Here is a 25,390-nt window from a genome sequence, read left to right as displayed (position 1 = left end):
GCTTGGACAGTCGTTGATGCAGCGTGGCTGCTAGGGTGGAAGATAGCCCGCTATTATACAGTGTTGCACTATGGTCGGGCCGTCGGCCGACTGACAATATGACACTGCAGTTTCCTTGATCGAATTGAAACTTGCCGGTATCTTTACGGTAGACAATATTTAAACGCGCGCCCTCAGCGTGGCGCCGGATGACCTGGACGAGAGCGACGATGCAAGAGAATGGAAACCTGGCGGTGCTGGTGGTCGACCCGAACCCGGGAATGCGCACCAGCCTGCAGAACATGCTCAACCTGGCCGGCATCGGCAAGGTCGAGTACGCGATCAACGCCAACACGGCCATCCGCCAGCTGCAGCGGCGCGCCTACGACGTCATCCTGTGCGAGTACGACCTGGCCAGCGGCAGCGGCGAAGGCCAGGACGGCCAGCAACTGCTGGAAGACCTGCGCCACCACCGCCTGATCTCGGCTTCGACGATCTTCATCATGCTCACTTCCGAAGGCGTCTACGACAAGGTGGTGAGCGCGGCCGAACTGACGCCGACCGACTACGTCCTCAAGCCCTTCACGGTGGAGATGCTCAGTGCCCGCATCAAGCGCGCGCTGGAGCGCCGCGCCGCCCTGCTCCCGGCCTGGCAACTGGCGGCCCAGGGCAAGCTGCGCGAGGCGATCGCCGCCTGCCGCGACGGCGCCGCCGCCAAGCCGCGCTACGCCACCGACTTCGCCCGCGTCCGCGCCGAGCTGCACACGAGCCTGAACGAGCACAACGAGGCCGCCGAGGTCTATCGCGAGGTGCTGGCCGAGCGCCCCCTCGGCTGGGCCGCGCTGGGCATGGCGCGCGCCCTGTTCGCCCTCGACCAGGTCGACGACGCCCGCACCATCCTCGACGAACTGCTGGTCGCCAATCCGCGCCTGATGGCCGGCTACGACCTGCTGGCGCGCTGCCTGGAGGCGAGCAACGAACCGGACCTGGCGAAAAAGGTGCTCGAAGACGCGGTGGCGATTTCGCCGCACGTGGTGCGGCGCCTGCGTAAACTCGGCGAAGTGGCGCTCGCGGCCGGCGACGTCGAGGGCGCCGAGAAATCGTTCCGCCAGGTGGTGACCAAGGCGCGCTATTCCGAGTTTCGCAATCCCGAGGACCACGTCAACCTGGTCAAGGCGCTGGTGACGCGCGACGACCTGCTCGGCGCGACCGGCGTGGTGCGCGACCTGGAGCGCTCGATGCGCGGCAACCCGGCGGCCGACGCCTGCCGCGCCTATGCCAACTCGCTGGTGCTCGACAAGAGCGGCAACGCCGGCGCGGCGGTGGCCGAGCTGCAGGCGGCGGTGACGGCGGTGCGCGCCGGCGGCGCAACCTCGCCCGGCCTGCGCATGGACCTGGCCAAGGCGTGCCTGGATCACCAGCTGGACGAACAGGCGTCGAACGTCATGCTGACGGTGATGAACGAGGCCAACAACGGCATCTCGGTCGACCAGGCGATGCACGTGTTCGTTAACGCCGGGCGCACCGACATGGTCGAAGGCATGGGCCAGCAATTGCGGGCGCAGGCGCAGATCCTGCTGGGCGTGGCCGACGAGAAGCGCAATATGGGCGACGTGCGCGGCGCGGTGCAGACCCTGCTCGAGGCGCTGCACATCGCGCCGCATAACCTGCAGGTGATGGTGGCGACGGCCGGCGGCATCCTGCGCCAGGTGAACGAGCTGGGGTGGGATCACCCGCTGGGCGACACCGCAGCCCAGCTGCTGGAGGGGATTCGGGCGCAGGATGCGCAGCATCCGAGACTGGTGGCGTTGACCGATGAGTATCAGGCGGCGCGGCGCAAATACGGTATTGCTGTCACCTAGACGGCATCAGGGATCAGGCATGCCGCGAAAGTTCGGCGGCACCGCCATGCCCGGCCACTGTCGATCGTTCCCGGGCAGGCCATGGCACATGCTGGTCGAGACGATGTCGCCACTGGCAAGGTCGCGGCAAGCCCACATGACGGTACTGCGGTGCTTGAAATTGTCCCAGGCCGTGCCGACCACGGCCAGCGGCGCTGCAGCGCCTGGCGCAGGGATTGCGGCACTCGCCGTGGATCGTGTTTCGGTTGTCGTGCTGCCGCACGCACCCAATGCGCCACATAGCACTAGCAAGGCGAGCCGTGGAACCGATCGATGCGACATGCATTTTCCTTGACGATGTAATCACGCGCCTGCCTGGGCGCTACCGCATGCCGCGAAGAATTGATCGGCGGCTGAGTTCGAACTGAGTTCAAATCATCGCCGTTCGCGCCCGCCTCCCCTATCGTCGTAGCAATTCCTTACAAATCCGGCACCACCGCCGCTCCGGCACGGTACTAGAATTGGTCATCGTCCCCCGATGAGGGTCTGCCATGAACCTGCAGATCAAACGCGCGGCGAAACGCCTGACCTTTTCGCTATTGCTGGCAGCCGGTCTCGGTGGCTGCGTGTATGCGCCGCCCTACGCGGCCCATGACGGCGCGTACGCCCCTGCTTACGGCTACTCCAGCTACCCAAGCTACTCCTATTACGGCGGCTATCCCTATAGCCGCCCTTCCTACGCCTATCCGCCAGTGACGCTCGGCCTGGGATTCTCGTACTACGACCGCGGCCCGCGCCCGTACGGGCACGGTCTTCACCACGGCAGGGGCTACTATCATGGCGGCCACGGATGGCGCGGCCACCATGGCGGACATGGCGGTCGCCATCACGGTGGCCACGGACACGGTCGGGGTCACCCGCGCCGCTGAGCGCAGCGGGCAAACCCGATCAGGCAGGCTCGCCGTACCCGCCCCCGCCTGGCGTCTCGATCACGAACAGGTCGCCCGGCGCCATGTCGGTCTTGCCGATATGGCCCAGCTCCTGGACCTGGCCATCGGCACGCTCCACCCGGTTGCGGCCGCGTTCGGCCTCTTGCCCACCAGCCATTCCGAACGGCGCATGGATACGGTTGTTGGACAGGATCGCAGCCGTCATCGCCTCCAGGAAGCGCACCTTGCGCACGCCGCCATTGCCGCCATGCCAGCGCCCCGCCCCGCCCGATCCGTGCCGGATCTCGTAGCTCTCCAGCCGCACCGGGAATCGGAACTCGAGGATCTCCGGGTCGGTCAGCCGCGAGTTGGTCATATTCGTTTGCACGACGTCGGTGCCATTAAACCCTTCGCCCGCGCCGGAACCGCCCGAGATGGTCTCGTAGTACTGGTAGCGCGCATTGCCGAAGGTGAAGTTGTTCATCGTGCCCTGCGCCGCCGCCATCACGCCCAGCGCGCCATACAGTGCGTTGGTGATGCAGGTCGAGGTCTCGACGTTCCCCGACACCACCGAAGCCGGATAATGCGGGTTGAGCATCGAGCCGGGCGGGATGATGACCTTCAAGGGTTTCAGGCAGCCGGCGTTCAGCGGAATCTCGTCGTCCACCAGCGTGCGGAACACGTACAGCACCGCCGCCATGCACACGCTCGACGGCGCGTTGAAGTTGTTCGGCAGCTGGCCCGACGTGCCCGTGAAATCGACCTCCGCACTGCGCGTGGCCTGGTCGACCCGGATCGCGACGTCGATGTGGGCGCCGTTATCGAGCTCGTAGTGGAAGCTGCCGTCCTTGAGCGCCGAGATCACGCGCCGCACCGCCTCTTCGGCGTTGTCCTGCACATGGCCCATATAGGCGCGCACGACGTCCAGGCCGAAGTGCGCCACCATCTTGCGCAGTTCCTCGACGCCCTTCTGGTTCGCGGCCACCTGTGCGCGCAGGTCGGCCATGTTCTGGTCGGGATTCCTCGCCGGGTAGCGCGCGCCTTGCAGCATGGCGCGCGCCTCTGCTTCGCGCAGGATGCCGTCCGCGCCGTCGACCAGCTTGAAATTGTTGATCAACACGCCTTCCTGCTCGATGTGATCCGAATCCGGCGGCATCGAGCCTGGCGTGGTGCCGCCGATATCGGCGTGGTGGCCGCGTGAGCCCACATAGAACAGTATGTCGTTGCCGGCTTCGTCGAACACCGGCGAGATCACCGTCACGTCCGGCAAGTGGGTGCCGCCGTTGTACGGATCGTTGAGCACATAGACGTCGCCCGAGCGCATGCGGCCGGCGTTCTCGCGCATTACAGTCTTGATGCTCTCGCCCATCGAGCCCAGGTGCACCGGCATGTGCGGTGCGTTCGCGACCAGGTTGCCGTCGTGGTCGAAGATCGCGCAGCTGAAGTCCAGGCGTTCCTTGATGTTGACGGAATAGGCCGTGTTCTGCAGCCGCAGGCCCATCTGCTCTGCGATCGACATGAACAGGTTGTTGAAGATCTCGAGCATCACCGGATCGGCCGTGGTGCCGATCGCGCGCCGTTCGGGCAGCGCTTCCACCCGCTGCAGCACCAAGTGGTTGTAGCTTGTGACCTGTGCCTGCCAGCCCGGCTCCACGATCGTGGTCGCATTGTCTTCGGCGATGATGGCAGGGCCACGCACCACATGGCCCGGCTGCAGCGTGCGGCGCGCATAGATGCCCGTCTCATGCCACTGCGCGCCGCTGTACATGCGCATGGCTTCCTGCGGCGCTGGCGCGCCTTCTTCCGTAACAGCGCCCGATGGTTGCTCTGGCGGCGCATCGGATTGGCCGATCGCTTCCACCGACACGGCTTCAACGATCAATGCACGCGACGGCATCAGGAAGGAATAACGGCGTTTATACGCCTGCTCGAACTGGTCCTGCATGGACGCCACATCGTCGAACTGCACGACCAGCGCCGAATCGGTGCCTTCGTAGCGCAGGTGCACACGCTCGACCAGCGCGATACGTCCAGGCTCCACACCTTGCTTGAGCAGTTGGCCGCGCGCCGCCTCGCCAAGCGCCGACAGGCGCGTGGCCAGCGGGGCGAGCGCCGCATCCGACAGCTTCTCCTCCACCGCCTGCTCGCGCATCGCGGTCTGGTCGGCCAGGCCCATGCCGTAGGCCGACAGCACGCCGGCCAGCGAATGGATGAAGACCGTTTTCATGCCCAGCGCGTCGGCCACCAGGCAGGCATGCTGCCCACCCGCGCCACCGAAACTGGTCAGCGCGTAGTCGGTGACGTCGTGGCCGCGCTGCACCGAAATCTGCTTGATCGCATTGGCCATATTGCCCACCGCGATCTGGATGAAGCCTTCGGCCACGGCCTCCGGCGCCGGACGCTCGCCAGTGGCGGCGCCGATCCGGTCGGCCATCTCGTCAAAGCGCGCCCGCACCGCCGCAGCGTCGAGCGCTTCGTCGCCGCCAGGCCCGAACAAGCGCGGGAAGTAATTCGGTTGCACCTTGCCGAGCATGACGTTGCAGTCGGTGACAGCGAGCGGTCCGCCGCGGCGGTAGCTAGCCGGGCCTGGATTGGCGCCGGCGCTGTCCGGCCCCACGCGATAGCGGCTGCCATCGAAATGCAGGATCGAGCCGCCGCCGGCGGCCACCGTATGGATGCTCATCATCGGCGCGCGCATGCGCACGCCGGCGACCTGGGTCTCGAACACGCGTTCGAACTCACCTGAAAAATGCGAGACGTCGGTCGAGGTGCCGCCCATGTCGAAGCCGATCACGCGCTCGAAGCCGGCCAGGCGGCTGGCGCGCACCATGCCGACGATGCCGCCGGCCGGGCCGGACAGGATGCTGTCCTTGCCCTGGAAGGCGCGCGCATCGGTCAGGCCGCCGTTGGACTGCATGAACTGCAGGTTCACGCCCGGCAGCTCGCCCGCCACCTGGTCGACGTAGCGGCGCAGGATCGGCGACAGGTAGGCGTCGACCACGGTGGTGTCGCCGCGCGCAACCAGCTTCATCATCGGGCTCACCTCGTGCGAGCTTGATACCTGCGTAAAGCCGATCTCGCGCGCGATGCGCGCCACCGCGGCTTCGTGGGCCGTGTGGCGGTAGCCGTGCATGAAGACGATCGCCAGCGAGCGCAGGCCGCTGTCATACGCCTGCTGCAGGCCGGCGCGGGCGGATGCTTCATCCAGCGGCTGCACGACGTCGCCGTGCGCGCCCATGCGCTCGTCGATCTCGATCACCTGCGCATACAGCAGCTCGGGCAGCACGATGTGGCGGTCGAACAGGCGCGGCCGGTTCTGGTAGGCGATGCGCAGCGCGTCGCGGAAGCCCCGCGTGATGGCAAGCGCCGTCGGCTCGCCCTTGCGCTCGAGCAGCGCGTTGGTGGCCACGGTGGTGCCCATCTTGACGGCTTCGACGCTTGCCGCAGGCAGCGGTTCGCCAGCGGCTACACCCAGCAGGTGGCGTATGCCGGCCACGGCCGCGTCGCGGTACTGTTCCGGATTCTCCGACAGCAGCTTGTGCGTGACGAGTTGTCCATCCGGGCGCCGCGCCACGATATCGGTGAAGGTGCCGCCTCGGTCGATCCAGAACTGCCAATCCATGCCTTGCTCCTGCTGTAACGGGTCAAGCGCCTATTGTAGATCGGACGGCGCGACAACGTTGGCTGAAATGCACGACAATGAATCCATCCCCCCAACGAAATGATCGAGCATGGAACGACATCTTTACACGGTCGCGCAACTGCGCGCCATCGAACAAGCCGCCTACGCCGGCCTGGCGCCGGGCACACTGATGCAGCGCGCCGGCAAGGCTGCCAGCGACTTTGCCCTTGAACTGCTGGGCGACCGGCGCGACCGGCCGGTGCTGGTGCTGGCCGGTCCCGGCAACAACGGCGGCGACGCGCTCGAAGCCGCTGCCAACCTGGCCGACGCCGGCGTCGACGCCACCGTCCTGCACCTGCCGGGCCGGCGTGACGCCTCGACTGAAACGGCCGCCGCCTATGAACGCGCACGAGCAGGTTCGGTCGGCTGGATCGACATGCTGCCGCCCGGCGCCGAATGGGGCCTGGTGATCGACGGCCTGTTCGGCATCGGCCTGGAGCGGCCGGTCGACGGCGACTATCGCGAAGTCGTGGTTGGCCTGGAGACGATCCGCTGCCCAATCCTGGCGCTCGACGTGCCGAGCGGCCTGGATGCCGACACCGGCGCCGTGATCGGCCCGGACGGCATCGCGGTGCGCGCCACCCACACCATTTCCTTCCTGGGTGACAAGCCCGGCCTGCACACGGCCGACGGCCGCGACCATGCCGGACAGGTGCGGGTAAACATGCTAGGCGTCGGCAGCGAGGCGCTGCCGCGCGCAACGGCGCGCTTGAACAGCCTGCCGTTGTTCGCCGACCGCTTCACGGCGCGGCGTCACAACACCCATAAAGGCAGCTTCGGCGACGTCGCCATCGTCGGCGGCGCCCACGGCATGGCCGGCGCGCCGGTGCTGTCCGCGCGCGGCGCGCTGTACGCGGGCGCCGGCCGTGTCTACGTGGCGGCGCTGAACACGCCGCCCGGCTACGACAGCAGCCAGCCCGAGATCATGTTCCGCACGGCCGACGACTTCGACTTCTTCGTTCGCACGCTGGTGATCGGCCCCGGCATGGGCGACTCGGCCAGTGCGATCCGCCTGCTGGCCAGGGCGCTCGACAGCGACAGCCCGCTGGTGATCGACGCCGATGCATTGAACCTGATCGGCCCCAGCCCAGACCTGCAATCGCGCCTCGCGCAGCGCGCGGCGCCGGCGGTATTGACGCCGCATCCGCTCGAAGGCGCGCGCCTGCTCGGGATGACGGCGACGGTCGTGCAGTCCGACCGTCTGGAAGCCGCGCGTGAAATGGCGCTGCGCAACAATGCGACGGTCATCCTGAAGGGCTCGGGCACGGTGATCGCGCGACCCGATGGTGAAGTGCTGGTCAACCCCACGGGCAACGCCGGCCTGGCCACCGCGGGCAGCGGCGACGTGCTGGCGGGGATCTGCGGCGCCTTGCTGGCGCAGGGATGGCCTGGATGGGAGGCGGCCGCTGCTGCCACCTGGATCCATGGCGCGGCGGCCGATACGCTGGTGGACGAAGGCGTCGGTCCGATCGGCATGACCGCCGGCGAGTTGCCGGCAGCCGTGCGCAAGGTATTGAACCGGCTGGTGAAGGATGCCGCCAGCCGTTGATGTATTTATTCGACCAGTCGGCCGGCCGCGATCGTGATCGTGCGGCCGCAGCGAGCCGCCATGCCCGGGTCGTGGGTCACCAGCACCAGGGTCGAGCCGCGTTCGCGATTAAGTTCGAACATCAGCTGGATGACGGATTCGCCGGTGGCTGCATCGAGGCTGCCGGTCGGTTCGTCGGCGAACAGCAGCGGCGGCTCGGTGACGAAGGCGCGCGCCAGCGCAACGCGCTGCTGCTCGCCGCCGGACAGGAATTTGGGATAGTGCTTCAGGCGGCTCGACAGACCAACGCGGCCCAGCATCTCGGCGGCCTTCTCGCGCGCCCCGGCGTCGCCGCGCAGTTCGAGCGGCAGCATCACGTTCTCGAGCGCGCTCAGGTGAGCCAGCAGCTGGAACGACTGGAACACGAAACCCAGCTTGGCCTTGCGGAAGGCAGCGCGCCCGTCTTCATCGAGGGCGAAGATGTCGGTGCCATCGAGCAGCACGGTGCCCGCGGATGGCGTGTCCAGGCCCGCCAGCAGACCGAGCAGGGTCGACTTGCCGGAGCCGGATGCGCCCACCAGCGCGAGCGTCTCGGCCGGTTGCACGGTAAAATCGATGTTTTGCAGGATGGTGAGCTCGCCGCTGGCGTCGGCCACCTTCTTCGACAAACCGCTTACCTGGATCGCGGGCGGACGGCCTGCATGTACGCCGGCGTCGCTGACGCCGTTTTTGAATGCCTCGGGATGATCACGCATGCTAGCTTTTCTTAAAAATTTGACTGTCGTCGCATTCCTCACCTTGGCCGCGACGGCGAGCGCCTATTCTGCACCAAAAACGGTGCTCGTGGTGGGCGACAGCCTGTCGGCCGAATACGGCATCGCGCGCGGCGCGGGCTGGGTGGCCCTGCTGGAACAGAAACTGCAACGCGAGAAAATCGCAGCGAAGGTGGTCAACGCCAGCATCAGCGGCGAGACCACCAGCGGCGGCCGCGCGCGCCTGCCGGCCCTGATCAAGCAGCACCGTCCCGACATCGTCGTCATCGAACTGGGCGCCAACGACGGCCTGCGGGGCCTGCCCGTGCCGTCGGCCGAAGCCAATCTGCGCGCCATGATCGCCCTGGCGCAAGACACCAAGGCGCGCGTGCTGCTGGTCGGCATGCGCATGCCGCCGAACTACGGGCGTGCATACACCGAACGCTTCTTCACTATGTTCGAGACGGTATCGAAATCCACCAGGTCGCCGCTGGTGCCGTTCATGCTCGAAGGCGTGGCCGACAAGCCGGCGCTGTTCCAGCAAGACCGCTTGCACCCGACTGCCCAGGCGCATCCGATCATCCTCGATAATATCTGGCCGCAGTTCGCGGCCCTCATCAAAAAGTAAGCTTGCAATGAGCATGAAGTATCCGGAAGTCCTGGGGTTCGATGCCCTGCTGCCGCAGCTCGAGACGTTCGATGCGATCATCGATGCGCGCAGCGAGGCCGAGTACGCCCTCGACCACATTCCCGGCGCGATCAACTGCCCCGTCCTGAACGACGAGGAACGCATCCTCGTCGGCACGCTGTACAAGCAGACCGGCGCCTTCGAGGCCAAGAAGGTCGGCGCGCCGATCATCGCGCACAATATCGCGCGCCATATCGAGGCCCGGTGGGCGGACAAACCTCGCGAATGGCGTCCTCTGGTGTACTGCTGGCGCGGCGGCAACCGCAGCGGCGCGATGGCGCACATCCTGGCGCGCATCGGCTGGCCAGTGGTGCAGCTCGAAGGCGGCTACAAGACCTATCGCGCGCACGTGAGCGCGGCGCTGGAGAATCCTCCCAAACTCGATTTCCGCGTCATCTGCGGCACCACCGGCAGCGGCAAGAGCCGCCTGCTGGAAACGCTCGACGGCATTGGCGCCCAGGTGCTCGACCTCGAGAAGCTCGCGGCCCACCGTGGTTCGGTGCTGGGCCACCTGCCGAACGAGCCGCAACCGACTCAGAAGATGTTCGAGAGCCTGGTGTGGGACAAGCTGCGCCGCTTCGATCCCGAAAAGCCCGTGTTCGTCGAATCCGAGAGCAAGAAGGTCGGCAACCTGCGCGTGCCGGGCCTGGTCATGGAACGCATGCGCGCCGCGCCCTGCATCGCCGTGAACCTGTCGCGCCCGAACCGCGTGCGGCTGCTGATGGAAGACTACGAGCACTTCTGCGCAGATCCATCGGCATTGAACACGCAGCTGGACCACCTGGTGCAACTGCACGGCCGCGCCCAGATCGAGGCCTGGCACGCGATGGCCAATGGCGGCGCGATGGCGCAACTGGTCGACCAGCTGCTGGCGCAGCACTACGATCCGGCCTACCTGCGCTCGATCGATCGCAACTTCGTGCGTTATCCGCAGGCCGACGTACTGGCGCTGGACGACATCGCGCCGGACGATTTTCTGAAGGCCGCGCGTCAGCTACATCCGTAGGGTTGGCGGCTCTGCCGCCGACGCGGTGATGGTTGGCGGCCAGATCATCCGGCACGACACCGAAGCCAATGGCGATCGACGCGTCACATCACATCGACGCACACGAAAAAAAGCCCGGCTGCTCACACAGCCGGGCTTTTTTATTATTCAACGACCAGATTACTGCTCGTTGGTATTCGCACCCAGTTCATTCGGGCGAACATTGATCTTAACTTTGGCCTTGGCCTTCAGCGCTTCGACGTAGTCATACATCTGCTGCTGACCCACCAGGTTGCCGATCTGGTCGGATTCCTGCTTGCGACGCGCCGCATCGGGCTGCGCCGGCTGCGACACCTTGCCGATGCGGTAGACGCCATAGCCCTGGCCCGGCACCTCGACGCCGACATAGGCCGGCAGCTTGGTCACGTCGGCCTTCAGCACGGCGATCGCAGCGGTCTGGTTGATCGCAGGCTCCTTGGTGCGCGACACGCTCACAGGGGCGCCGAAACCGGTGGCGTCACCCGATGCCTTGGCGGCGTTCAGCTTGGCTTCACCGGCGGCGCGCGCCAGGCGGCCCGCTTCTTCCAGGGTCACACGCTGGCGGATCTGCGCATCGACTTCGGCCAGCGGACGCTTGGTGGCCGGGCGGAACTCGACCACGCGGCCCGACACCAGCACGCTCGGCGCCACTTCGACGGCTTCGGTATTGCGCTTGTTCTTGATCGCGTCGGTGCTGAACAGGGCGGTCAGGAATTTGGCGTTGTTGATCGGCGAGTCGCCCAGCGCCGGGTTCGGCGTGCGGGTCAGGTTGTCGGCGGTCTGGATCTGCAGCTTGAGCTTGTCGGCGACCGGCTTCAGGCTTTCGGACTGGTCATACGCGGTCTCGCTGAACACGCCAGCCAGCTCGGTGTACTTGGCCGACATCTTCTGCTTCTTGAGGTCCGCGGCGATGTCGCCCTTCGCATCGTCCAGCGAACGCTGCGTCGACGGCTTGATCGCGGTGACCTTGATGACGTGCCAGCCGAATTCCGACTGCACCAGGCCGCTCGTCTCGCCCTCTTTCAGCGCGTAGATCGAGTCCTCGACCGACTTCACGAACAGGCCCTTCTCGACCACGCCCAGGTCGCCGCCCGACTGGGCCGAGCCCGGGTCTTGCGAGTTGGCCTTGGCGATCACGGCGAAGTTGTCCGGATTGGCGCGCACCTCGGCCAGCACGGCCTCGGCCTTCTTCTTGGCGGCTGCCTGGTCGGCGGCGCTGGCGTCGCGCGACACGGTGATCAGGATGTGGCTCGCGCTGCGCTGCTCGGGAGTGGTGTAGTTCTTGAGGTTCTTGTTGTAGTAGTCGGTGACTTCGGCGTCCGTGACCTGCACCTGGCCTTCGACGGTCGACGCATCGAACACGACGTACTCGGCCTTCACCTGTTCCGGAATCTGGAACAGCTGCGCGTTCTTGTCGTAATAGGCCTTGACCATCTCGTCGGTGACTTTCACCTGCGGCAGATAGGTCGACAGCGGGAACAGGACTTCCTGCACTTCACGTTCCTGGTCGTTGATGTCCGACAGACGGTTGGCGACGCTGCGCGGTGCGAATGCGGTCGCCTGGATCGCACCCGACAGCTGCTGCACGGCGAGGTCGCGGCGCAGGCGCTGGTCGAACATCTCGGGCGTCATGCCCTGTGCCGCCAACGCGGCCTTGTAGCCTTCCATGTCGAAGCCACCGTCCGGCGTGCGGAACTGCTGGATGTCCATGATGGTCTTCTGCAGGGTCGCATCGCTCACGCTCATGTGCGCGCGATTGATCTCGGCATTGATGGCGCGCTCGGCCACCAGGTTATTCAGGATCGCCTGCTTGGCTTCCGAGGTTTCGAACAGCTTCTGGTCGAACTGCTCGCCCATCATCTGGCGCGCCTGGTCGATCTGGCGGCGCTGCGCGTCTTCCCATTCCTGCTGGGTGATCTTCTGGCCATCGACGGTCGCGACACCGGCGCCGCCGTCATTGCTCTGGTAACTCTCCATCCCCACGAACACGAACGAGGGAATGATCAAGAGCAGCAGGATCCCGTACATCCAGCGCTTGTGGGTCCGAATAAATTCAAACATGGTCAGCCATTCAAGGTTGAGAATGCATTAACAGCACAGTTAAAAAAAAAGGCGAACTCGCGTTCGCCTCTTCTCGTTTCGAGGCGGCTCTTTTCTGAGCTGCCCCTGTCTTACTAAATTCTGGCGGAGCGGACGGGGCTCGAACCCGCGACCCCCGGCGTGACAGGCCGGTATTCTAACCAACTGAACTACCGCTCCAGACTTGTGTTTCATGTTTTTTGTTGGCGGAGCGGACGGGGCTCGAACCCGCGACCCCCGGCGTGACAGGCCGGTATTCTAACCAACTGAACTACCGCTCCAGCAAAAAACAATCAACTCAGCATCAGGATGGATACAACGATATCCTGCTGCCTTCTTCGCTTGTCACCGCGAAGAAGGCATTAGTTTACAGCATCTTTCAGCGCTTTACCAGCCTTAAATTTCGGAACCTTCGCAGCCTTGATCTTGATCGGTTCCTTGGTGCGTGGATCGCGGCCGGTACGCGCTGCGCGCTCGCCCACGGTGAAGGTGCCGAAGCCCACCAGGGTGACGCTGTCGTTCTTCTTCAGGCTTTCGGTGACCGCTACGATCATGGCGTCGAGTGCACGCGTCGCCGAGGCCTTCGTAATGTCCGCGGACTTCGCGATTTCTTCGATCAGTTCTGTCTTGTTCACTCGTTTCCTCGTTTTCCGTTCGTGACGCTTACCGCGCCATTGCTGCAAAAGTGCAAGCGTATATTAAACAAGGGCAACATAGGGATGTCAAGCGAGCATGGTCGAGGGCGGCTTCGGTTGGCGGGTCAGAAAGCCCGTCAGTATTGACAGTCTGGCGCTGAATCACACGACGCTCGCGCGCTAACACGTCGTACCCGCGCAGGCGGGTACCCAAGTTGTTTGCGTGTCGACTGCATTTGATGATGATGGTTTGCGTGCGTACTTGGGTGCCCGCCTTCGCGGGTACGACGTGCTGGAGGCGCGGGCAAAAAAACAGGCGCCGGATGGGCGCCTGTTTCATGAACTGCTTGAAGTGCTTAGTGCGTCGTGCTTAGTGCTTGACCACTTCGCTCTGCCCCTCGCTCGGCGCTGGCGCCACGGCGACTGCAGGCACGTCGGACAGCGGCTCAGGCTGGCGTTCCAGCGCGATTTCAAGGACCTTTTCGATCCAGCGCACCGGCACGATCTCGAGCTTGTTCTTGACGTTGTCCGGGATCTCGGCCAGGTCCTTCACGTTCTGCTCGGGGATCAGCACCGTCTTGATGCCACCGCGATGCGCCGCCAGCAGCTTCTCTTTCAGGCCACCGATCGGCAGCACTTCGCCGCGCAGCGTGATCTCGCCCGTCATCGCCACGTCGGCGCGCACCGGGATGCCAGTGAAGGCCGAGACCAGCGCGGTCGTCATGCCGATGCCGGCGGACGGACCGTCCTTCGGCGTCGCGCCTTCCGGCACGTGGATGTGGATGTCGGTCTTCTCGAACACTTCGTTCTTGATGCCGAAGCGGTTCGCGCGGCTGCGCACCACGGTGCGTGCGGCCTCGATCGATTCCTTCATCACGTCGCCCAGCGTACCGGTGCGGATGATGCCGCCCTTGCCCGGGACGTTGACCGCCTCGATGGTCAGCAGGTCGCCGCCCACCTCGGTCCAGGCCAGGCCGACCACCTGGCCGATCTGGTTGTCCTTCTCGGCCACGCCGAAGTCATAGCGGCGCACGCCCAGGAATTTATCCAGGTTCTTGGCATTGACGATCACGCGCTTCTCGGCCGCGGTCGAACCCTTTTTCAGCAGCAGCATCTTGACCACCTTGCGGCAGATCTTCGACACTTCGCGCTCGAGCGAACGCACGCCGGCTTCACGGGTGTAGTAACGGATAATGTCGCGGATCGCGGTCTCTTCGACCTTGATTTCCTCTTCCTTCAGCCCGTTGTTCTTCAACTGCTTCGGCAGCAGGTAGCGCTGCGCGATGCTGGTCTTCTCGTCTTCGGTATAACCCGACAGGCGGATGACTTCCATCCGGTCCAGCAGCGCCGGCGGGATGTTGAACGAGTTCGAGGTCGCCACGAACATCACGTCCGACAGGTCGAAGTCGACCTCCAGGTAGTGGTCCGAGAAGGTGTGGTTCTGTTCCGGGTCCAGCACCTCGAGCAGGGCCGACGACGGGTCGCCGCGGAAGTCCGCGCCCATCTTGTCGATCTCGTCGAGCAGGAACAGCGGATTGCGCACGCCGACCTTGGCCAGCGACTGCAGCACCTTGCCCGGCATCGAGCCGATATAGGTGCGGCGGTGGCCGCGGATCTCGGCTTCGTCGCGCACGCCGCCCAGCGCCATGCGCACGAACTTGCGGTTCGTGGCGCGGGCGATCGACTGGCCCAGCGAGGTCTTGCCGACGCCAGGAGGACCGACGAAGCACAGGATCGGGGCCTTGAGCTTGTCGACGCGCTGTTGCACCGCGAGGTATTCCAGGATGCGTTCCTTGATCTTGTCGAGGCCATAGTGATCCTGCTCGAGCACGGCTTCCGCGTTCTGCAGGTCGATGGTCACTTTCGACTTTTTCTTCCATGGCAGCGACACCAGGGTATCAATGTAGTTGCGCACCACGGTGGCTTCGGCCGACATCGGCGACATCAGCTTGAGCTTGCGAATCTCGGCCTGGGCTTTGTCCATGGCTTCTTTCGGCATCTTGGCGGCGATGACTTTCTTCTCGAGCTCCTCGATGTCGGCGCCCTCTTCGCCTTCGCCCAGTTCCTTCTGGATTGCCTTGACCTGTTCGTTCAGGTAGTACTCGCGCTGCGATTTTTCCATCTGGCGCTTGACGCGGCCACGGATGCGTTTCTCGACCTGCAGGATGTCCAGTTCGCCTTCCAGCTGGCCGAGCAGGTGCTCGAGGCGCTTGGCGACGTTGAAGATCTCCAGGATCACCTGCTTTTGCTCGAGCTTGAGCGGCAGGTGGGCGGCAACGGTATCGGCCAGGCGTCCGGCGTCGTCGATACCGGCCAGCGAAGCCAGGATCTCGGGCGGAATCTTTTTATTGAGTTTGACGTACTGGTCGAACTGCTGGACGATTGCACGGCGCATGGCTTCGACTTCGGAATCGTCGCCGATTTCCGAATTGAGCGGCGTGAGGTCGGCCACGAAATGGGTGGCGCCATCGGTAATATTATCGATGCGCGCGCGCTGGGAACCTTCCACCAGCACCTTCACGGTGCCGTCCGGGAGTTTCAGCATTTGCAGAATATTGGCCACGCAGCCGATCTCATAGATGTCTGCGGCGGAAGGCTCGTCCTTGGCGGCAGCCTTCTGGGCTGCCAGCATGATGCTCTTGCCCTGCTCCATTGCGGCTTCGAGCGCCTTGATGGATTTTGGACGGCCGACGAACAGAGGTATCACCATATGCGGGAACACAACCACATCGCGCAACGGCAGAAGTGGCAGCGTCGTTTGCTCGGTTAATTTCGAAGTTGTCATGGCATACCTTATAGAAAGCGTGTAGCTGAACTTGGGCGCTGGGCAGTGAAAACACAAGGGCCACCCAGCGAAAATATTTTCTACAAGTAAAAAAGTTTCAACTTGCCGAAGAATATAACTGTTCCAATAAAAGTCGTTTCAAAATTGAAAAAGCCACCGCGCGGCGCGCCGCGAGTGGCTTTTCGATTGAAGCCTGGAGTCTTTTATTGAGATTGATTGTACCTAGTTGAGTCCGCACGGCAAGCCTTTTTGTGGCGTGCATGCGGGCTTTTTTCAGTTCTCTCCAGACGCCTTCGCGGTTTCGCTATAAATCAGCAAAGGTTTCGCGCCATTCGTGATCGTATTTTCATCGATAACGACTTTCACGACATTTTGCTGGCTTGGCAATTCATACATCACGTCCAGCAGCGCGTGTTCGAGAATCGAACGCAGGCCGCGCGCGCCGGTCTTGCGCGCCAGCGCCTTCTTGGCGATCGCATGCAGGGCGGCAGGGCGAATCTCCAGCTCGGCCCCTTCCATCTCGAGCAGCTTCGAATACTGCTTGATCAGGGCGTTCTTCGGCTCGACCAGGATCTGGATCAGCGCTTCCTCGGTCAGCTCGGAGAGGGCCGCCACCACCGGCAGGCGGCCGACCAGCTCGGGGATGAGACCGAACTTGATCAGATCCTCTGGCTCGGCTTCGAGCAGGATCTCGGCGTTGTAGCTGTCGTCCAGGCTCTTGACCGTGGCGCCGAAGCCGATGCCGCTCTTGACCGACCGGTTCTGGATCACCTTGGCCAGGCCATCGAAGGCGCCGCCGCAGATGAACATGATGTTGGTCGTGTCGATCTGCACGAAGTCCTGGTTCGGATGCTTGCGGCCACCTTGTGGCGGCACCGATGCCATCGTGCCTTCGATCAGTTTCAGCAGCGCCTGCTGCACGCCTTCGCCCGACACGTCGCGGGTGATCGATGGATTGTCGGACTTGCGCGAAATCTTGTCGATCTCGTCGATGTAGACGATGCCGCGCTGCGCCTTCTCCACCTCATAGTTGCAGCTCTGCAGCAGCTTCTGGATGATGTTCTCGACATCTTCACCGACATAGCCGGCTTCGGTCAGGGTGGTCGCGTCGGCGATCACGAACGGCACGTTGAGCATGCGCGCAAGGGTCTGGGCCAGCAGGGTTTTACCCGAACCGGTAGGGCCCACGAGCAGAATATTGCTCTTGGCCAGTTCGACTTCGTCTTTCTTGCCCAGGTGCTTGAGGCGCTTGTAATGGTTGTACACCGCGACCGACAGGATGCGCTTGGCCGTTTGCTGGCCAATCACGTACTGGTCGAGCAGTTCGGTGATTTCGAGGGGCGTCGGCAGGTCGGACTTGGCGCCCGCCACCGTTTCGACGTTCGACGTTTCATCGCGGATGATGTCGTTGCACAGGTCGATGCATTCATCGCAGATGAACACCGACGGTCCCGCGATCAGCTTCTTGACTTCGTGCTGGCTCTTTCCGCAGAACGAGCAGTACAGAAGTTTTTCGCCGCTGGAGGATTTTTTGTCTGACATGGGGGCAGGACTCTATTGAATTGCTGTGAATATAACGCTTATACGAGTGTGCAACAAGTGCCAATGTGACATGCCATGAAGGCAGCGCAACCTGTGCACCTACGAACATGCTACCCGAAATAAAAAACAAACGCCCGAACGTGATCGCGTCCGGGCGTTTTTTTCCAACACCTCTTTCGAGGTACGGGGTTGAAACCTACCCGCGACTGGTCAGGACCTTGTCGATCAAACCATATTCGACGGACTCGTCCGCCGACATGAAGCGGTCGCGGTCGGTATCCTTGTGGATCTGCTCGATGCTCTGGCCGGTGTTGTCGGCCATGATGCGCGCCAGGCGCTCGCGCAGGTACAGGATTTCCTTGGCCTGGATTTCGATATCCGAAGCCATACCCTGCGATCCGCCCGATGGCTGGTGAATCATGACGCGCGAGTTCGGCAGCGAGAAGCGCTTGCCCTTGGCGCCGGCGGCCAGCAGGAAGGCGCCCATCGAGGCAGCCAGACCCGTGCACAGCGTCGAGACGTCCGGCTTGATGAAGTTCATCGTGTCGAAGATCGCCAGGCCCGCCGAGACGGAACCGCCCGGGGAGTTAATGTAAAGCGAAATATCCTTGTCGGGATTTTCACTTTCCAGGAACAGCATCTGGGCGACGATCAGGTTCGCCATCTGGTCGTTGACAGGGCCGACCAGGAAGATCACGCGCTCCTTCAAGAGGCGCGAATAGATGTCATAGGCGCGCTCGCCGCGGCCACTCTGTTCGATCACCATCGGCACCATGCCGAGTGCTTGTGTATCCAATGCCGGATTACGAATCATACCTGTCTCGTTCCTTATAAAGAGGCCATGGAAAAAAATGCCGGCCCTCGAGGCCGGCATTTCGATTCCTTAGGCCTGTGGGACGCTGCCCATCAGTTCATCGAAAGCGATGGTCGTGGTCGACACTTTCGCCTTGCCGAGTACATAGTTGACGACGTTTTCTTCCAATACAAGAGCTTCGACTTCACCCAGGCGACGACGGTCGCTGAAGTAGTACTTGAGCACTTCTTTCGGATCTTCGTAGCTTTGCGAGAAGTCTTCGATCTGGGCTTTCACCTGGTCTTGGGTAGCTTGCAGGTTGTTGTCTGCAACCAGTTGCGACAGGATCAGGCCCAGGCGCACGCGGCGTTCTGCCTTGTCTTTGAACATCTCGGCCGGGAATGGCAGCTTGGAGACGTCCATGCCGCGCTGCGACATGTCCTGGCGGGTCATTTCGGCCAGGCGTTCCGAATCCTGCTCAATCATGACTTGGGGCACGTCCAGTTCGGTCGACTTGACCAGGGCGTCCATCACGGCTTCCTTGTTACGTGCTTTGACACGGGCGCGCACTTCGCGTTCCAGGTTGACCTTGATGTCTTCGCGCATCTTCTCGATCGAGCCGTCTTCGATGCCCAGCGATTGGGCGAATTCGGCGTCGACTTCCGGCAGGTGCGCCCATTCCAGGGCCTTCAGGGTGATGGTGAACTCGGCGGTTTTACCGGCCACGTCCTTGCCATGGTAATCCTCTGGGAAAGCCAGTGGGAAGGTCTTGGCTTCGCCGACTTTCAGGCCGATGGTCGCGGCTTCGAATTCCGGCAGCATGCGGCCTTCGCCCAGCACGAAGGCGTAGTCTTCCGCCTTGCCGCCAGCGAATTCGACGCCGTCCAGGGTGCCGACGAAGTCGACGGTCACGCGGTCGCCGTTGGCAGCCACGGCTTCGCCGCCGGTGCCGTGCTCGCCTGCTTCACCCTTGGCGTGGTAGTGCACGCGCTGCTTGCGCAGGATGTCGATGGTCTTGTCGATCTCGACGTCGCTCACTTCGGTGGCGACGGTTTCGACTTCGACGGCAGCCAGGTCGCCGATCACGACTTCCGGGTACACTTCGAAGGTCGCATCGAAGGACAGGGTGCCTTCTTCGGCGTCTTGCTTAGGCTCGATTTTCGGGAAACCGGCAACGCGCAGTTCGTTCTCGACGGCGGCTTCGTTGAAAGCGCGGCCGACTTTGTCGTTCAGGACGTCGGTTTCGATCTGGTAGCCGTACTGGGCAGCGACCATCTTCAGGGGCACTTTGCCTGGACGGAAGCCCGGCGCACGCGCCGTCTTGGCCTGCTGTTTCAGGCGCTTTTCGACTTCGGTACGGACGTCAGCGACCGGAAAAGAGATCGTCAAGCGACGCTCGAGTTTACCCAGGGTTTCGACTGCAGTTGCCATTGTAAAAATCGTCCAAAAAAATAATTATTCGTGGTGCGAGGAGGGGGACTCGAACCCCCACACCATTGCTGGCGTCAGGACCTAAACCTGGTGCGTCTACCAATTTCGCCATCCTCGCTCAGGATTGCATAATTGCCACAAAAACAAAGGACGACCGACAGTGAAACCGGCCGCCCTGCACTCCAATGTTTAGGGGCTACAACTTCAAACGATTATTTTACTGGAATTTCTGACACTATTGGGCATCATTTTTAGTGGTGCGGGGTATGGCGCAAGGCAGGGACTTCTTGAGTTAGCTTTAATACGTCGTTCCCGCGCAGGCGGGAACCCAAGTTCGCTAGCATTATCGCCAATGCGTGCGTTACCACTTTGCATAAAACTTGGGTTCCCGCCTTCGCGGGAACGACGAGCGACGGTCAGCGGTTCATGGATACGTCACTCTGATCCGGCTTCTTGACCTTGAACCACAGCGCATACAACGCCGGCAAGAACAACAAGGTCAATGCCGTCGCCACGATCAGCCCACCCATGATCGCCACCGCCATCGGCCCCCAGAACGTGGACCGGGAGAGCGGAATCATGGCCAGCGCCGCCGCGGCTGCCGTCAACAGGATCGGCCGGCAACGCCGCACCGCGGATTCCACGATCGCGTCCCACGGATGGCTGCCATTGGCGATGTCATGCTCGATCTGGTCGACCAGGATCACCGAGTTCCGGATGATCATCCCGAACAGCGCGATCACGCCCAGGTTGGCAACGAAGCCGAACGGCCGATCGAGAATCAACAGCGCCATCGCCGCTCCCGCCACACCCAGCGGACCGGTGAGGAACACCAGCAGCGAGCGCGAGAAGCTGTGCAGCTGCAGCATCAGCAATGTAAAGGTGATGAACAGCACCAGCGGCACATTGGCCATGATCGAGGCCTCGGCCTCTGAGCTGTCGGCTGCGGCGCCCTCCACCGTCACGCGGTAGCCGGCGGGCAGCTTGGCGCGGATGTCGGCCAGTCTGGCATCGACCTGGTCGGTCACGGTCGGCCCCTGGATGCCCTCGATCACGTCGGACTGCACCATGATCGCCCACTCGCGGCCCTCGCGCCAGACCACGCCCGGCTCCCACACGAACTGCACCCGCGCGACCTGCCCGATGGTGACGGCGCGTCCGCCCGCGGTCGGCACCAGCGCTTCCTGCAAGCGCGTGATGGTCGAACGCTCCTCCAGCGGCTGGCGCACCACCATGTCGATCAGGCGGTTCGATTCGCGGAACTGGCCGATCGGGGTGCCGGTCAGGGTGGTCTGAACGACCCGCCGCACGGCTTGCGAGGTCACGCCCAGCGCGCGCAGCTTGTCCTGATCCAGGTCCAGGCGCAGCACCTTGACCGACTCGTTCCAGTTGTCGTTCACGCCCAGCGTGTTCGGGTTGGCGCCCATCACTTCCTTGACCTGGTCGGCGATGGTGCGCACCACACCGATGTCCGGGCCCAGCACCTGGAACTGCACCGGATACGGCACCGGCGGCCCGTTCGGCAACAGTTTCACGCGGCCACGCACCTCGGGGAAGTCGGTCTTGAACACCTCGATGATCTTCATGCGCAGGCGCTCACGCGCCTTTGTATCGACCGGGAGCACCACCAACTGGGACACGTTCGACTGCGGGAAGATCTGGTCCAGCGGCAGGTAGAAGCGCGGGCTGCCGGTGCCGACATAGCTGGTCACGCTCTGCACACCCTCCTGCTTGGCCAGGAAGGCCTCGAAGCGCTTCACGACGGCTTCGTTGGCGGCGAAGCTGGTGCCTTCGGGCGACCACATCTCGACCATCAGCTCGGGGCGGCTCGAATCGGGGAAGAACTGCTTCTCGATGAAATTGAAGCCGAACACGCCCAGCGCGAACACGCCCAGGCTCAGCGCGATCGTGGTCTTGCGCCACTCGACGCAGCGATTGACCAGCCGGCGGAAGCGCTGGTAGCCGGGCGAATCGAAGACGTCGTGATGACCGCCCTCCCCGGCCGCATGCGGTTTTACCTTCAGCAGCAGGAAGCCAATGTAAGGGGTAAACGTGACGGCCACCACCCACGAGATCAGCAGCGCCAGCCCGTTCACCGAGAACATCGTAAACGTGTATTCGCCGGCCGCCGATTCGGCCAGGCCGATCGGCAGGAAGCCCGCCGCCGTGATCAGGGTCCCGGTCAGCATCGGCATCGCGGTCGAGGTATAGGCGAAGGTGGCCGCCTCGAAGCGCGACAGGCCCTCTTCCATCTTACGCACCATCATCTCCACTGCGATGATGGCGTCGTCCACCAACAGGCCCAGGGCGATGATCAGGGCGCCGAGCGAAATCTTGTGCAGCGAGATGTCCAGCATGCGCATGAACAGGAAGGTAATCGCCAGCACCAGCGGGATCGACAGCGCTACCACCAGGCCCGGATACACATCCACCCGCCATGTCGGTTTGGTATGCAGGCCCAGCGCCAGGAAGGACACGATCAGCACGATTACCACCGCCTCGATCAGCACCTTGACGAATTCGCCCACCGAGGCCGTCACCGCCTGCGGCTGGTCGGCCACCCGCTCGAGTTCGATGCCGACCGGGAGCTGGGAGCGGATGCGGCCCACTGTCTCGCTCAAGCCTTCGCCCATGGTGATGATGTTGCCGCCTTTTTGCATCGACACGCCCAGGCCGATGACTTCCTTGCCATTGAAGCGCATCTTCTCGGCCGGCGGATCCTGGTAGCCCCGCTTGACGGTGGCGAAATCACCGAGCCGGAAGGTCGTGCCGCCGGCGCGTAATTGGAGGTCTTCGATCTGGCCCAAGGTGCGCAGCGCGCCCGTGACCCGCACCTGCAGATTGTCAGTGGCAGTGACCAGCACCCCGCTCGCTTCCACCTGGTTCTGGGTCGCGATCTGGTTGACGATCTGCTCGAACGGCACGCCCAGCTGGGCGAACTTCTTGCTCGAGAACTCGATATAGACTTTCTCGCTCTGCACCCCGAACTGCTCGACCTTGGCCACCAGCGGCACGCGCAGCAGTTGCTGGCGCACGAAGTCGGCATAGTCGCGCATCTCGGCATAGGTGAAGCCGTCACCCGACAGCGCGAAGATGGAACCGTAGGTGTCGCCGAATTCATCGTTGAAGAACGGCCCGATCACACCCTGCGGCAGGGTGCCCGCGATGTCGCCGATCTTCTTGCGCACCTGGTACCAGGCCCCTGGCGTCTCGGACGGCGGCGTCGATTCGCGCAGTTCGAGGATGATGGTGGTCTCGCCCGGCTTGGAAAAGCTGCGGATCGTGTGGATATAGGGCGTCTCCTGGAGTTTGCGCTCCAGCGGATCGGTCACCTGCTCGGCCATCTGCAGCGCGGTGGCGCCGGGCCACACGGCGCGCACCACCATGGCGCGGAAGGTGAAGGGTGGATCCTCGTCCTGGCCCAGCTCGAAGTAACTGAGTATCCCGAACAGCATGCAGGCGGCGATCAGGAAACGCGTGAGCGGGATGTGCTCCAGCGCCCAGCGCGACAGGTTGAAGTCCTTCATTTCTTGTCCTTGCCCGACACGAGCGCTTCGGTGTCGGCGCGGCGCGAGACGTCGGCGGTGAGGATGCGCACCTTCTGGCCATTCTTCAGCAGGTTGACGCCGGCGGTGACGACGTTCTGGCCCGCGGCGACCTGGCCCTTAACCAGGACGTCATTGCGCACCTGGCCGACCACCTGCACCGGCACCAGCTTGACGGCGCCATTCTCGACGACCCAGACCGAGCTGGCGCCCTTGTGCTGCACCAGGGCGGTCAGGGGCAGGCGCAAGCCGGCCGCGCCATTGCCGCCGGGTGCCAGTTCGACGGTCGCGGTCATGCCCAGGCGAACCTCGGCATTCTCGGGCAGCGCCACTTTCACTGTGTACGTGCGGGTGGCCGGATCGGCCACCGGCGAGATTTCGCGGATCTTGCCGGGAATCGCCATGGCCTCGTTGGCCCACAGGCGCACGGTGACGTCACCGGCCGCGCGCAACTGCCCGACCTTGTCTTCGGGGATGCCGATCACGACCTCCTTCTCGACGGTTCTCGCCACGCGCACCACCGGACTGCCCGGCTGCACCACCTGCCCCACCTCGGCCTCGATGGCGGTCACCACGCCGTCGGCGTCGGCCGCCAGGCTCGTATAGTTGGACTGGTTGGACTGGCCGCTCAGACCGGCGCGGGCGGCGTCGACATTGGCCTGGGCCGCCCTCAGGGCGCTTTGCTTGGTGTCGAGCACCGCCTGGCTGACAAAGTTCTGGGCGCGCAGGTCGACGTGGCGCTTGTGGTCGGCGCGGGCCAGGTCGCGCTCGGTCTCGGCGGCGCGCAAGGTGGCGCGGGCCTGGCTTTCGGCCAGGCGCAGGTCTTGCGGGTCGAGCCGCATCAGCACATCGCCGCGCGTGACCGTGGCGCCAACGTCCACCTTGCGCTCGACGATCTTGCCGCCGACCCGGAAACCGAGCTGCGATTCATAGCGCGGGCGCACGTCGCCCGAGAATTCCAGGCGTTCACCCGCCGTGTCGGTGGCGAGGGTGATCACGCGCACCGGACGCACGTCCTCGGCAGGCGGGGCGGGCTTGGAACAGGCAACCAGGGCGGCGGCGGCAAGCGGCGCCAGCAGGGCCGCGCGCAGGGCGGAAGAAGAAAATCGGGAAAACACAGTGGCGATCCTTTGGCTGATCTTGCGGCGTCTCAGGCCGGAGCTGGCTGCGTGTGAGTGTCACATTAGCGCCAGTTTGTATTCCAGCAATTATAATCATGCAAATAGATAATCAGATGACTTTAGAGTCATCCGTCCAAAATGGCCGTAGACCACTACGAAAACTTCCCTGTCGCCTCGATCCTGCTGCCGCGCCGCCTGGTGCCTGCGGTCGAGGCGATCTATGCCTTCGCGCGCAGCGCCGACGACCTGGCCGACGAAGGCAACGCCACGCCCGATGAGCGGCTGGCCGCTCTTGAAGCCTACGAACGCGAATTGGACCAGATCGATGTCGGCGCAACGTCGTCGGATCCGATGTTCGCCCGCCTGGCCGGCGTCGTCGCCCAGTATCGCCTGCGGCTGGACCCGATGCGCGACCTGCTGTCGGCCTTCAAGCAGGACGTCGTCACCCAGCGCTATGCCGACTATGCCAGCCTGCTCGACTACTGCCGCCGCTCGGCCGATCCGGTCGGACGCCTGATGCTGGCGTTGTACGGCGCCGACGACGCCGATAATGTGCGCGAGTCCGATGCCATCTGCAGCGCGCTGCAACTGACGAACTTCTTGCAGGACGTGGCGATCGACCTGGAGAAGGGGCGCATCTATATCCCTCTGGAAGACCTGGCCCGTTTCAAGGTGAGCGAGGCGGCGCTGCGCGCCGGCACGGTCGACGCGCCGTTCCAGGCCCTGATGCGCTTCGAGGTCGAGCGCACCCGCGCGCTGATGCTGTCGGGCGCCCCGCTGGCCAAGCGTCTGCCGGGCCGCATCGGCTGGGAGCTGCGCATGATCGTCCAGGGCGGCCTGCGCATCCTCGACCGCATCGAACACGCCGGCTACGACGTGTTCCGCCGCCGCCCGGTGCTGTCGGCGCCGGACTGGTTCATGGTCGGCTGGGGCGCCTTGCGCATGTAATACCCCTCCGATTGACCATGTTTTCACGCTCATCGGCTAAGATAGCGGATTGACAGCGCGGCTCCGTCGCGCCCCGACCAGCATTTCA

The 25,390-nt window shown here is 63.8% G+C and carries 16 protein-coding genes and 3 tRNA genes; 6 read left to right on the top strand and 13 right to left on the bottom strand.

What is annotated here, in order from left to right; all coding sequences use genetic code 11:
* The first annotated feature begins 209 nt into the window (after window positions 1-209).
* The gene (locus AC3A6F_RS10860; protein WP_487680545.1) at window positions 210-1,841 is read left to right on the top strand and encodes a tetratricopeptide repeat protein; all 1,632 of its coding nucleotides are present in this window, start codon (window positions 210-212) and stop codon (window positions 1,839-1,841) included.
* A gap of 530 nt (window positions 1,842-2,371) precedes the next feature.
* Window positions 2,372-2,749, top strand: coding sequence for a hypothetical protein (locus AC3A6F_RS10855; RefSeq protein ID WP_487680543.1), 378 nt, complete (start codon window positions 2,372-2,374; stop codon window positions 2,747-2,749).
* A gap of 19 nt (window positions 2,750-2,768) precedes the next feature.
* Here AC3A6F_RS10855 and AC3A6F_RS10850 read toward each other — a convergent pair whose 3' ends face one another.
* Window positions 2,769-6,371 (bottom strand): hydantoinase B/oxoprolinase family protein, encoded by a 3,603-nt coding sequence (locus tag AC3A6F_RS10850; RefSeq protein ID WP_487680541.1) that lies wholly within the window; start codon window positions 6,369-6,371, stop codon window positions 2,769-2,771.
* Between the two features lie 109 nt (window positions 6,372-6,480).
* Here AC3A6F_RS10850 and AC3A6F_RS10845 point away from each other — a divergent pair, with 109 nt between their 5' ends.
* Entirely contained in the window at window positions 6,481-7,980 is a 1,500-nt protein-coding gene (locus AC3A6F_RS10845) for an NAD(P)H-hydrate dehydratase (protein WP_487680539.1), read from the top strand.
* Between the two features lie 5 nt (window positions 7,981-7,985).
* On the opposite strand, the gene AC3A6F_RS10840 is transcribed toward AC3A6F_RS10845, so the two are convergent.
* Window positions 7,986-8,714, bottom strand: coding sequence for an ABC transporter ATP-binding protein (locus AC3A6F_RS10840; RefSeq protein WP_487680537.1), 729 nt, complete (start codon window positions 8,712-8,714; stop codon window positions 7,986-7,988).
* On the opposite strand from AC3A6F_RS10840, the gene AC3A6F_RS10835 reads away from it, so the two are divergent.
* Together AC3A6F_RS10835 and mnmH are read left to right on the top strand one after the other, a co-directional pair.
* On the top strand, window positions 8,713-9,339 hold the full coding sequence (locus tag AC3A6F_RS10835; protein WP_487680535.1) for an arylesterase: 627 nt from the start codon (window positions 8,713-8,715) through the stop codon (window positions 9,337-9,339). The two genes, AC3A6F_RS10840 and AC3A6F_RS10835, sit on opposite strands and share 2 nt — an antisense overlap.
* Window positions 9,340-9,352: 13 nt before the next feature.
* Window positions 9,353-10,405, top strand: coding sequence for a tRNA 2-selenouridine(34) synthase MnmH (gene mnmH / locus AC3A6F_RS10830; RefSeq protein WP_487680533.1), 1,053 nt, complete (start codon window positions 9,353-9,355; stop codon window positions 10,403-10,405).
* A gap of 159 nt (window positions 10,406-10,564) precedes the next feature.
* Here the strand turns inward: mnmH and AC3A6F_RS10825 are convergent, their stop codons facing one another.
* The 11 genes from AC3A6F_RS10825 to AC3A6F_RS10775 form a co-directional block, all read right to left on the bottom strand.
* Complete coding sequence (locus tag AC3A6F_RS10825) at window positions 10,565-12,484, bottom strand: SurA N-terminal domain-containing protein (RefSeq protein WP_487680531.1); 1,920 nt, start codon at window positions 12,482-12,484, stop codon at window positions 10,565-10,567.
* Window positions 12,485-12,605: 121 nt separating this feature from the next.
* Window positions 12,606-12,682, bottom strand: a tRNA-Asp gene (locus tag AC3A6F_RS10820).
* A 24-nt stretch (window positions 12,683-12,706) separates the two neighbouring features.
* Window positions 12,707-12,783 (bottom strand) — tRNA-Asp (locus tag AC3A6F_RS10815).
* Window positions 12,784-12,864: 81 nt separating this feature from the next.
* The gene (locus AC3A6F_RS10810) at window positions 12,865-13,137 is read right to left on the bottom strand and encodes an HU family DNA-binding protein (RefSeq protein ID WP_487680529.1); all 273 of its coding nucleotides are present in this window, start codon (window positions 13,135-13,137) and stop codon (window positions 12,865-12,867) included.
* A gap of 370 nt (window positions 13,138-13,507) precedes the next feature.
* Window positions 13,508-15,922 carry an endopeptidase La gene (gene lon / locus AC3A6F_RS10805; protein WP_487680527.1) on the bottom strand — a complete coding sequence of 805 codons (2,415 nt, stop codon included), beginning with the start codon at window positions 15,920-15,922 and terminating at the stop codon, window positions 13,508-13,510.
* Between the two features lie 273 nt (window positions 15,923-16,195).
* The gene (gene clpX / locus AC3A6F_RS10800; RefSeq protein ID WP_123072091.1) at window positions 16,196-17,464 is read right to left on the bottom strand and encodes an ATP-dependent Clp protease ATP-binding subunit ClpX; all 1,269 of its coding nucleotides are present in this window, start codon (window positions 17,462-17,464) and stop codon (window positions 16,196-16,198) included.
* A 196-nt stretch (window positions 17,465-17,660) separates the two neighbouring features.
* Entirely contained in the window at window positions 17,661-18,278 is a 618-nt protein-coding gene (gene clpP / locus AC3A6F_RS10795; RefSeq protein ID WP_123072090.1) for an ATP-dependent Clp endopeptidase proteolytic subunit ClpP, read from the bottom strand.
* A 69-nt stretch (window positions 18,279-18,347) separates the two neighbouring features.
* Window positions 18,348-19,688 carry a trigger factor gene (gene tig, locus AC3A6F_RS10790; RefSeq protein ID WP_487680525.1) on the bottom strand — a complete coding sequence of 447 codons (1,341 nt, stop codon included), beginning with the start codon at window positions 19,686-19,688 and terminating at the stop codon, window positions 18,348-18,350.
* A gap of 31 nt (window positions 19,689-19,719) precedes the next feature.
* Window positions 19,720-19,806: transfer RNA gene (locus tag AC3A6F_RS10785), tRNA-Leu, on the bottom strand.
* A gap of 298 nt (window positions 19,807-20,104) precedes the next feature.
* Window positions 20,105-23,215, bottom strand: coding sequence for an efflux RND transporter permease subunit (locus AC3A6F_RS10780; protein ID WP_487680523.1), 3,111 nt, complete (start codon window positions 23,213-23,215; stop codon window positions 20,105-20,107).
* Window positions 23,212-24,351 (bottom strand): efflux RND transporter periplasmic adaptor subunit, encoded by a 1,140-nt coding sequence (locus AC3A6F_RS10775; protein WP_487680520.1) that lies wholly within the window; start codon window positions 24,349-24,351, stop codon window positions 23,212-23,214. The genes AC3A6F_RS10780 and AC3A6F_RS10775 overlap by 4 nt, the downstream gene beginning before the upstream one ends.
* A gap of 141 nt (window positions 24,352-24,492) precedes the next feature.
* On the opposite strand from AC3A6F_RS10775, the gene hpnC reads away from it, so the two are divergent.
* A complete protein-coding gene (gene hpnC / locus AC3A6F_RS10770; protein ID WP_487680518.1) occupies window positions 24,493-25,302 on the top strand; it encodes a squalene synthase HpnC in 810 nt (269 codons plus the stop codon).
* The last annotated feature ends 88 nt before the right edge of the window (window positions 25,303-25,390 follow it).

Source organism: Massilia sp. Soil_C_3, from assembly GCF_057657035.1.
This window is presented reverse-complemented; position numbering and strand designations above follow the sequence as displayed.